This window comes from Dongia sp. (genome assembly GCF_041906375.1).
Taxonomy (GTDB): Bacteria; Pseudomonadota; Alphaproteobacteria; order Dongiales; family Dongiaceae; genus Dongia.
Window position 1 is genome coordinate 1 of record NZ_JAYRJJ010000016.1, and the last position, 10,083, is coordinate 10,083.

The following is a 10,083-nucleotide window of genomic DNA, read 5'->3' on the forward strand; positions in this document are numbered from 1 at the left end:
CCTTCCAGCACATAGAGGATCTCTTCATTCCCCGTATGGCTGTGGGGCGGCGGCACGCGGGCACCCGGCTGCACGGTCAGCTCGAACATGCCGGAGGCGGCACCGCTCACCGTGCCGTCGATCAGATAATCGATCTCAATGCCGCCGATCCTGATGGTCGGCTGGGCCTCTGGTTGTATGGCCGGTGGCTGCATGGCGTGGCTCCCTGTTTCAAGTTGTGCAGGATCGATGCGTGCACAATACGGGATTTTGCCGTTCGCAGATCGGGATTTTACCGCGCCGCCGCCATCCCCATCCGCTCTGCTGCATCGACCAGATCCTCCGGCCGGTCGCGGTCGCGCAAGGTGACGATGCTGTCATCCTCGGCGATCATGACCGCCTTGGCGCGCTGGCGGCCGCAATATTGGAACATCTCCTCCAGGGAATAGGCGCCGGTATCGAGGAGGGCGACGAGGTCGCCGGGCGCCGTTGCGGCCGGCAGGGCCCGCGTTTCCGGCAGGCGCACAGTCTTGGCCTTGAGGGTGGCCAGCAGTTCCGGCGTCACCCCGGCAATGCCGGCGAGGCTCTCCTTTAAGGAATCCCACAGATATTCGCCCTCGACATCGAAGAAGCAATCGGCCGAATCGCATAACGGGCCCACCACGCGGAAATCGGCATCGGCCGGGGCTTCCATGCGGCTCGCATTGACCATGTGGTAGTACCAGCGCACCGCCGCCGAATCGAGCAGCAGGTTGTAGCCGCCGTCGAGATAGAGCCATGGTGTGGCGCCGCGACGCTTCATGTTCTCGACGCGGGTCAGCAGCAGCGCGCAATCGGCCACCATGGAGCGGCCGGGCTCGAAGAAGATTTCCGGCTGCGGCCCCAGCGCGCGCGCGGCGGCACGGGCCACGGCCTCCATCATGCCGGCGGCCGGCTGCTCGGCGGCAAAGGCCGACAGGTCGAAATCGCGCCCCGTATTGGCGCCTTTGCGCTGGTGCACGTAGTTGATCGGATAGCCGCCGCCGAGATTGAGGTGGCGCAAGGGTTTGCCCAGATGCTGGGCGATTTCCTGCGCCTGGCGCGCGGTGAAGCTGACACTCTCCAGGAAATCCGGCAGGTCCAGCACCTGGCTGCCGATATGCAGGTGCATGCCGGCCACATCCAGCACGCCGGCATGGCTGCGGGCGATATCGAGCGCTTCCGTGAGTTCCGTCTGGCCGATGCCGAACTTGCTGCGCTCCGACCCGGTCTGGATGCCGGCGGTGGCGCCGCCGCCGATCCCCGGCACGATGCGCAAGGCGACCGTCGCGACCTTGCCGAGGCGTGTCGCCACCTCGGCAATGCGGCTGAGCTCGAAGGCGGAATCGACATTGATCGCCTGGATGCCAAGCCCGATCGCCAGCTCCAGCTCGGCCACCGATTTGGCAACTCCGTTGAAGACGATCTCGGCAGGTTTGAACCCGGCCGCCTGCGCCTTCCACAATTCGCCGCCGGAATTGACCTCGATAGAGAGACCCTCTTTGCGGATGATCTGCAGCACATGGAGGTTGGAGCAGGCCTTGCTGGCAAAGAAGATGCGCGCGCGGGGGTGCCCGGCCCGCGCCGCCGCCAGCAGCGCTTTCGCGTTGCCGGCGAGCTGCCGTCCCGAAAAGACGAAGAGCGGCGAGCCGTGTGCGGCGGCCATCTGGGTGAGATCATGCCCGTCGAGGGCGAGATTTGCCCCCTTGGCGGTCAGAAACGGCGGCAGCGCGTGCTGGGCCGCGATGCTCATCGCTTCATCTCACGATCGAGCGGGTAAATCGGTCGGGGCACATTCTGATAAGGCAATCGATCATAGAAAGTCGTGCACAGCGCCCCGCTGTCGCAGACGATGACCTTACCGGCGATGGGCTCGAAAGCGGCGCGGAAATGCTGCATCGACTTCAATCCGACCACCGTCTTGGCCGCCGGGTCGATGCCGAACGCCTTGAACTGCTGCAGATCGAGCATCTGCGCCGGCTCGGTCACCACCAGGATCTCGATGCCGCCCACCTCGATCACCGCCGAGGGGCCGAAAGAGAGCCGCAATCCCCCCACCATGGGCCCGTCGCCGGTATAGCTGCCATCGCTGACGAGCTTCAGTTTTCCCTTGAGTTCCAACGGCTCGCCGCCGAAGCGCGGGTCGGTCTTGCCGCCCAGCTTCACCACGACCGTGTCGCCGACCTTCTGCTTGTGCAGATAAAGGGCGGTTTCGTTGTCGACCATCGGCCCGAACGCCGTGTCGGTCAGCTCCGCATCCAGCATCGCCTTCAGAAGATTGGTCGAATCGCCATAGCCGCCGCCGCCGGGATTGTCGGCATAATCGGCGATGATGATCGGCCCGTCGACCTTGTGATACGCCTTGGCGATCGCCGCCGCCTCTTCGACCGGCATGTAATAGTTCATGACGTCGAAGCGCTTCTCCCAGATATCCTCGGCGATGCCTTCGGCAAAGGCTTGATGCTTCTCGACATTCCCCGCCTTGGCGTCATAGGTCACGGTGACGGTGGGGCCGACATCCTTGATGTCGGCATTGCCGAAGCCCGCATTGATGCTGACCGCCAGCACGCCCGGCTGCTTTTCATAGGCGATCGCCTGTTTGATGCGCTCGACCATCGGGCCTACATCGGTGCGGCCGCCATTGGCCTCATCCAGCATCGGCCGGTGCGCGCGCAGCGTTTTGGGCGCGATCTCGCCCTTCATCGCGCGCTGCATGATGTCGCCGGACAGCACCGCCACCTCGCGCATGTCGACATGCGGATAGGTCTTGTAGGAAACGATGATGTTGGCAAGCGCGCACATCTTGGGCGTCACATTGGCGTGGAGATCGAGCGTGATGGCGATCGGCATGTCCGGCCCCACCGCCGCGCGCAGCCGCTCCAGCAGCAGCCCTTCGCCATCCTCGTCGAACTCGGTGACCATGGCGCCGTGGAGGCTCAGCAGAATGCCGTCGATCCTGTTGGCCTTGGCCGCCTCGACGATCGGCCCCGCCAGCCGGTCGAAAGCGTCGCGCGTGACACAGCCCGCCGGCTGCGCCGAAGCGCTCAAGACATGGATGATGTTCCAGCCATATTTCTTGCCGCAGTCGAGGAAGCCCGCCAGTTCCGTATTGGCATCGCCCCGCTCGCGGATGGCGTCTTCGCCGAAAAAGCCATAGCGGTCCATGAAGGCCGCGTAATCGGTGAGGTTCTTGTTGAAGGTATTCGTCTCATGGGCGAATTCGGCGGTGAGGACAGTGAAGGTCATGGTGGCTCCGGGTCAAAGCGGGTGGTGGCAGGCGCTGGCATGGCCCGCCGCATCGGTGGTGAGTTCAGGCCGCTCGTTGCGGCATTTTTCATCTGCCAGCGGGCAGCGCGCGGCAAAGGCGCAGCCCTTCGGCAGGTCGAAAGCGGAGGCGATCTCGCCGGTCAGGCGCCGGATCTGGCGTCGCTGCTGCGGATCGGGGGCGAAATTGCTTTCCAGCAATGTCCGCGTATAGGGGTGCCGGGGCGGGGCCTTGGGCTCGGGCAGGATCTCGACGATGCGCCCCAGATACATGACCACGATACGGTCGCAGAAATAGCGCACCAGCCCCAGATCGTGGCTGATGAAGAGATAGGTCAGACCCAGTTCCGCCTGCAATTTCTCGAGCAGGGCCACGATCTGCGCCTGGATCGAGACGTCGAGCGAAGCCGTGGGTTCGTCGAGCACCAGGAAATCGGGGTTGAGGGCCAATGCCCGGGCGATGCCGATGCGCTGGCGCTGGCCGCCGGAAAGCTGGTGCGGATAGCTCGAGGCCATCTGCGCGCCCAGGCCCACCATGGCCAGCAATTCCTCGACCTTGGTCCGCGCTTCCGCAGGCGTCAGGCGGATGCCCTGAATCTTGAACGGCTCCAGCAGCGCATCGGCCATGCTGAAGCGGGGATCGATGGCGGAATAGGGGTCCTGGAAAACCATCTGCATGCGCCGGCGCAGGCGCCTGAGCTCGCCGGATGACAGGCTGCCGAGCTCGGTGCCGTCAAAGCGGATCTCGCCGCCGCTGGGTTTGAGCAGCCGCAGGACCAGCCGGGCCAAGGTCGACTTGCCGCAGCCGGATTCGCCGACCACCCCCGTCACTTTCCCACGCGGCACGTCGAGATCGACGCTGCTCACCGCCATCATCGAGCGTGCCTTGCCGAAAAGGCCCTTGCGGCTTTCGAAGCGTTTGTCGAGCCGGCGCAGCTCGACCAGGTTCTGCGGGGCGCTCATGCCGCACCTTCAGGAAAATGGCAGGCCAGTTCGCCGCCGCCCGATCGCTGCAAGGGCGGCACGGCGGCGCCGCATGGCTCCCCGCGCCGCTCGCAGCGCGGATGGAAGCGGCAGCCTTGCGGATAATGCGCGACGCTTGGCACCGCGCCCGGTATGCCAATGAGGCTGCCGGGGGCTGTGTCCTCGCGCGGGATGCAGCGGATGAGGGCGCGTGTATAAGGATGGCGTGGGTTGGCAAAGATCGCCTCAACGCCGTTGCTTTCCGCGATGCGCCCGGCATAGAGCACGACAACCCGGTCGCAGATCTGCGCCACGACGCCCATGTCGTGGGTGATGAGGATGAGGGCGACGCCCCGCTCGCGCACCAGTTCGGCCAGCAGATCGACGATCTGTGCCTGGATGGTGACGTCCAGGGCCGTGGTCGGTTCGTCGGCGATGATGAGGTCTGGATCGGCCGTCAGCGCCATGGCGATGACGATGCGCTGCTTCATGCCGCCCGAAAGCTGATGCGGGTAATGGTGATAGATGGTGGCGGCTTCCGGAATGCGCAGCTTTTCCATGATCTCGATGCTGCGGGCCTGCGCCCCCTTGGCATCGAGACCCAGATGCAGGCGCGCCACCTGGTCGATCTGGGCGCCGACACGCATCACGGGATCGAGCGACGTCATCGGGTTCTGCGTGATGAAGGCGATGCGCCTGCCGCGCAGCTTGCGGAATTCAGGCTCCGGCAGTCTGGTGAGGTCCAGTCCATCGAAATGCACCGAACCGCGTTCGATTTGCCCGCCGATGAGCGGCAGCAGGCCCATGACGCTGAGGGCGGTCAAGGATTTGCCGGAGCCGGATTCGCCGACGATGCCGAGGATTTCGCCTTTGTTGAGCGAGAAGGAAATGCCGTCCAGCGGCCGGATGCCGTGGATATCGATGGAAAGATCGCGCACGTCGAGAAGGGCCATGGTTTTCAGCCTTCCCGCAGCTTGGCGCGGATATCGAGCGCGCGGATGAGGGCGTCGCCGAAGAGATTGATCATGATGACGGTGATGGCGACGGCCAGTCCTGGAAAAATGATGACCCAGGGTGCCTTGAAGATCAGCGCCGAGCCGCTGCTCATCATGGCGCCCCAGGAGGGCACCGGCGGCTGCGCGCCGAGGCCGAAGAAACCCAATGTCGCCTCCAGGATGATGGCATCGCCCGTTGCCAGCATGCCGCAGATGATGACCGGCGCCAGGGCATTGGGCATCAAATGGCGAAAGACGATATGGCCGTGGCTGGCACCGAGATTGAGCGTCGCCTCGATATAGGTCTCGTTCTTCAAGCTGAGAATCTGCGCGCGGGTGAGGCGCGTGAACTGGGCAAGATAGGCGATGCCGATCGCCAGCATGGTGGAGGTAAGGCCCGGACCGATGATGGCGACCAGGATGAGGGCGATGAGGATTTCCGGGAAGGACCAGGAAAGATCGACCGCCGCCGTCGTCATGCGGTCGAAAAGCCCGCCGAAATAGCCGGCCGCCGCCCCCAGCATCATGCCGATGAAGACCGAGACGCTGATCGAGGTGATACTGACCGAAAGCGAGGTGCGCGCGCCGTACATGATGCGCGAAAGCACGTCGCGGCCGAACTCGTCGGTCCCCAACCAGTGGGCGAGGCTCGGCGCCTGCGAAGCGATGGTCAGTTCCTGCACGTCGTAAGGATAGGGGGTGATCCAGGGGGCCAGCAGCGCGATGAGGACGAGGATCAGCAGATAGACGCCGGCGATGCCGCCCTTGGGGCTGAGCAGGACCTTGCCGGCCGTGCTGCGCCGGAAGCTGTGCCAGCGCGGTGAGGAGGAAGTCATCGAAGTCATGCTCATGTCATCGCGTGCCGGATACGGGGATCCATCGCCGCCTGCACCAGATCGCCGATCAGCGTGCCCAGCATGACGGCCACGGCCAGCATCAGCAGGCACCCTTGCATGACCGGATAATCATGCTGGTTCAATGCCTTGATGAGGAGCGTACCGAGGCCCGGCCGGGCAAAGACGAATTCGACGGTGACCGCACCGCCCAGAATCCAGCCGATGCGCAGGCCTAAGATCGTGACGACCGGCATCAGGGCATGGCGCAGCACATGGCGCAGCTGGATACGGCGCGCCGGCAGGCCTTTGGCATGCAGCAGCAGCACGAAATCCTTCTGCATCGTCTCCAGCATGGCGACGCGGGTGACACGCGCCACCAGCGCCGTACCGCCCAGGCCAATGGTGAGGACCGGCAGGATCAGCGCCTGCCAGGAACGCGCGCCCGAAACCGGCAGCCAACCGAGCTGCACGGAAAAAAGCAGCATGAGCAGCAGGCCCAGCCAGAAGCTGGGCAAGGTGGAACCCAACAGGATGCCCGCCATGACGCCCCGGTCGATGCGGCTGTCCTTGTGGATGGCGGCAAGTGTTCCGGCCGCAATGCCGAGAAGGGTTGAAAAGAGGAGAGCCGCACCGCCAAGGCGCAGGCTGAAGGGGATATTCTGGGCAAGGAGATCGATCACCGGGCGCCGCATGACAATGGCGTCACCGAGATCGCCCTCAGCCATCTTGCCCAGCCACAGCAGGTATTGCTCGACCAGGGGCTTATCCAGCCCATAGCGGGCGGTGATGATGGCCCTCTGCTCCGGGCTTGACCCGATCCGGTTCAGATTGTCGACCGGATCGCCCGGGACCAGATGGATGATGCCGAAGATGATGATGGAAACGGTGAAGAAGACCGGGATCAGCAGCAACAGCCGCCGGACAATGTAGCTCAGCATCCCGGTCTTCTCCCAACATGTGCAATTCCGACCCTGTTTAACGCGTCATGCCCGCACTTGGTGCGGGCATCCACGAGTTTGCCAGAGCAAGAAACTCGTGGATCCCCGGGCCAAGCCCGGGGATGACGATGGGTGGAAATGCGTGTCAAGACAGTCGCCCTTTACTCGACGACTTCCATGTCGAGCACCGAGGTCGATTCGATCTGTGTGGCACGAATCTTTTCGGGCAGCTTCAGGCGATCCTTGTTGTAGCCGACATTCTGCACCGGCTGGTAGATCGGTGCGAAGACGAACTGCGACATGACATACTCATGATAGGCCTTGAAGTTGGCGATACGCTCTTCCTGCGTTTTCGACTGCGTCATGGCCTTGGTCTTGAGTTCCTCGCCCTTCGGGTCGTTCCACATCGAGATGTTGGGGTACCCTAAGCGCTCGCCGCTGAAGAACCATTCGATGATGTCGGCATTGTTCCAGTTGTAGGAACGCACCGCCAGCTGATGTTCGGTCTTCTTCTTGTACTGGTCCTTGATGGCGCTGGAATCGAACACCGTGATCTCGGCATCCATGCCGACCGCCTTCAGCTGCGCCTGGACCGCTTCGGTCAAGCGCTTGAATTCGGTGTCCGACTGGGTCCACAGCTTCACTTTAAGCGGCTTGCCGTCTTTCTCGCGGATGCCGTTGGCACCCATCTTCCAGCCGGCTTCGTCGAACATCTTGGCCGACCGCGCCGGGTCGTAGGAGATGTCGAATTTCGGGTCGATCTGCGATTCCGGCAGAGCGCTGATGAGGAAGTTGTGCGCTTCCGAGCCGACGCCGCCATAGATGCTGGCCAGGATCTCCTTCTGGTTGATGGCGAAAGCGGTCGCTTCGCGCACCTTGATGTCGTCGAAGGGCGCGCTGGTCACGTTGATCGGCATATAGGCGACGTCGAGGCCCGGCATGGTGAGGACCGCGACATTGGGTTCCTTCTTGAGCTCGCCGAGGAAGTCGGTGGGAACGCCCAGCAGCAGATCGACGCCGCCGGTCTTCAGCTCGAGGAAGGCGGTCGATTCTTCCGGGATTTCGCGGAAGGTCAGCTTCTCGATCTTGGCCGGACCCTTATTGTCGGAAAGCTCCGATCCCCATTTGTAATCGTCGTTGCGCACCAGGACGGTTTCCTGGCCGATGGCGAAGCTTTCCAGCTTGTAGGGGCCGGTGCCGATGGCCTGGGTCACGCCGAAATTGTCGCCGAGATCCTTAAAGGCCTTGGGCGCCGGGATGCCCATGAAGGCGCTGGAGAAGTTGAACAGCAGGTTGGGCTCCGGATGCTTCATGACGAATTTCAAGGTGTAGTCGTCGACCACTTCGACCTTGTCGATGGCGCCCACCATGTATTCGTTGTCCGTGCCGGTGAAGCTCGGGATCCAGGCGGCGATGGCAGCGGCGTTGAACGGCTCGCCGTCATGGAAGGTGACGCCCTTCTTCAGGTGGAAAATCCACTGCATGCCGTCCGGTGCCTCTTCCCAGGACTCAGCCAGATGCGGGTGGAAGCTCTGATCGGCATCCTGCACCACCAGCCGGTCGAAAATGAGCGAGGTGGCGGCATTGAGCATGGTCGCCTTGACCGGGTTATAGGTGGGGGCGCCCACTTCATTGGTGCTCATGACGAAGGTCGCTTCCTGCGACCAAGCCATGCCGGCGGCGCCGAAAGCGGCACCGGCCAGGGTCATCAGCGCCGTGCCGCTGACGAGGAATGCTTTGCGTAATTGGTATTTCAAGAAAGCCTCCGTTTTTTCAGTTTGTTGATCTTGCCGTTGGGTGATTTGGACTTCAGGAAACCGGGCCGGACGGTTCGCCGACATAGCCGGTGAAGCGGCTGTAGAGCGCCGAGACCTGGTTCATGCGCGCCTCGACCGAGGGGCCGAGCTCGTTGAAGATGCTGTTGATGAGAAGTGCCATGAGGCTCGCGACCGGCGCCGTCGAATCCCAGAACTGGTTGATGTCGGTCGGCACCACGAACATCTCGTCGACGAGGTCGCGGCCCCAATCGCAATAGGCGTCGGTGATGAGGGTGGTGGATATGCCGGCGCGTTTGGCCTCCGTCGCCAGCAGCTTGGCGAGGCGCGAATAGCGCCGGCCTTCGATCAGGACCAGGCCGACCTTCTTGGGATCAGCCAGCAGGATTTCGGAGAAATTGCCGCCGGCGAGGTCCAGCAGATGTACGCCCGGGCGCACATATTGCAGCTGGTTGACCAGATATTGCGCGAGGCCCCGTTCGGTCTGGAAGCCGGCCACATGGATCTCCGGCAGCCGCGCCAGGCGCTTGACGGCGCGCTTCCATTCCTTGGTGTGCGCCAGTTCGTAATTGCTGACCAGGGCCGCGATTTCCATCTCCAGCCCGCGGGCCAGTTCGTCATCGCCCTTGCGGCTCCTCTCGCGGTAATCCTTCAGCCGGTCGCCGATCAGCCAGGGCCGTTCGCCGATATCGGCCTTGAGGTCGGCCTTGAGATCCTTGAAATGCTGATAGCCGATGGCGCGGCAGAAGCGTCCGACCGAGGGCTCGCTGACGCCGACCTTCTCCGCCAGGGTTGCCGCATTCTCGAACGGCAGGCCGTTCAAATTGGCCAGCATGAAGCTGGCAATGGCCTTTTCGGTCTTGGTCGCCTGTTCGAGACACGCACTCAGACGCTCTCGCACCGATTTGCGATTGGCTCCGCCCATCTGCCGGCCCCGTTCCTGGTGGTGCGCCTTGTCGCGGCCCCTCTGCCTTGTGGCGGGTCATGGCCGGCGGCGAACCTTCATGGCCATTTCGCTAGTTTTCTTACAAACTGTCAATAGGAGTTTGTTTTCTATCATTCTGGAAACGGCGGACCCGTGCTTGCCGCGGTGACCCCGTGCCCGCTAAAACGGCGCGGTGCATTTTGCTCAAGGAAAACCATGCAGGCCGACCGTCCCGATCCACGCGCCACACCGGCCGCAGCCCGCGCCCTCTGGGTGCGGATCACGCCCTGGGCGATCCTGCTGCTGGCCTCAATCGGGGCGGGGCTTTATGGCCGCTATGGCCTCATTCAATCGACGCCCATCGGCCTGATGTGCCAAAGCGCCGATCCC

Annotated in this window: 8 protein-coding genes and 1 pseudogene; all 9 read right to left on the reverse strand. The window is 63.3% G+C overall.

Annotated features, from left to right (window positions below; translation table 11 throughout):
• Positions 1-194 (reverse strand): annotated as a pseudogene (locus tag ACE3OA_RS21065) (hypothetical protein); the annotation flags it as partial.
• 77 nt (positions 195-271) lie between these two features.
• Positions 272-1,750: a diaminopimelate decarboxylase gene (gene lysA / locus ACE3OA_RS21070; RefSeq protein ID WP_374314535.1), complete on the reverse strand. Its 1,479-nt coding sequence runs from the start codon at positions 1,748-1,750 to the stop codon at positions 272-274.
• Positions 1,747-3,243, reverse strand: a complete 1,497-nt coding sequence (locus tag ACE3OA_RS21075; RefSeq protein WP_374314537.1) for a M81 family metallopeptidase — start codon at positions 3,241-3,243, stop codon at positions 1,747-1,749. Before ACE3OA_RS21075 ends, lysA begins: the two co-directional genes overlap by 4 nt.
• Before the next feature lie 12 nt (positions 3,244-3,255).
• Positions 3,256-4,224: an ABC transporter ATP-binding protein gene (locus ACE3OA_RS21080; protein ID WP_374314539.1), complete on the reverse strand. Its 969-nt coding sequence runs from the start codon at positions 4,222-4,224 to the stop codon at positions 3,256-3,258.
• On the reverse strand, positions 4,221-5,177 hold the full coding sequence (locus tag ACE3OA_RS21085) for an ABC transporter ATP-binding protein (RefSeq protein WP_374314541.1): 957 nt from the start codon (positions 5,175-5,177) through the stop codon (positions 4,221-4,223). Before ACE3OA_RS21085 ends, ACE3OA_RS21080 begins: the two co-directional genes overlap by 4 nt.
• Before the next feature lie 5 nt (positions 5,178-5,182).
• Entirely contained in the window at positions 5,183-6,064 is an 882-nt protein-coding gene (locus tag ACE3OA_RS21090) for an ABC transporter permease (protein WP_374314543.1), read from the reverse strand.
• A 2-nt stretch (positions 6,065-6,066) separates the two neighbouring features.
• On the reverse strand, positions 6,067-6,993 hold the full coding sequence (locus tag ACE3OA_RS21095) for an ABC transporter permease (protein WP_374305885.1): 927 nt from the start codon (positions 6,991-6,993) through the stop codon (positions 6,067-6,069).
• Between the two features lie 161 nt (positions 6,994-7,154).
• Entirely contained in the window at positions 7,155-8,750 is a 1,596-nt protein-coding gene (locus ACE3OA_RS21100; RefSeq protein ID WP_374314545.1) for an ABC transporter substrate-binding protein, read from the reverse strand.
• Positions 8,751-8,802: 52 nt separating this feature from the next.
• Positions 8,803-9,693, reverse strand: coding sequence for a MurR/RpiR family transcriptional regulator (locus tag ACE3OA_RS21105; protein ID WP_374314547.1), 891 nt, complete (start codon positions 9,691-9,693; stop codon positions 8,803-8,805).
• Between the last annotated feature and the right edge of the window lie 390 nt (positions 9,694-10,083).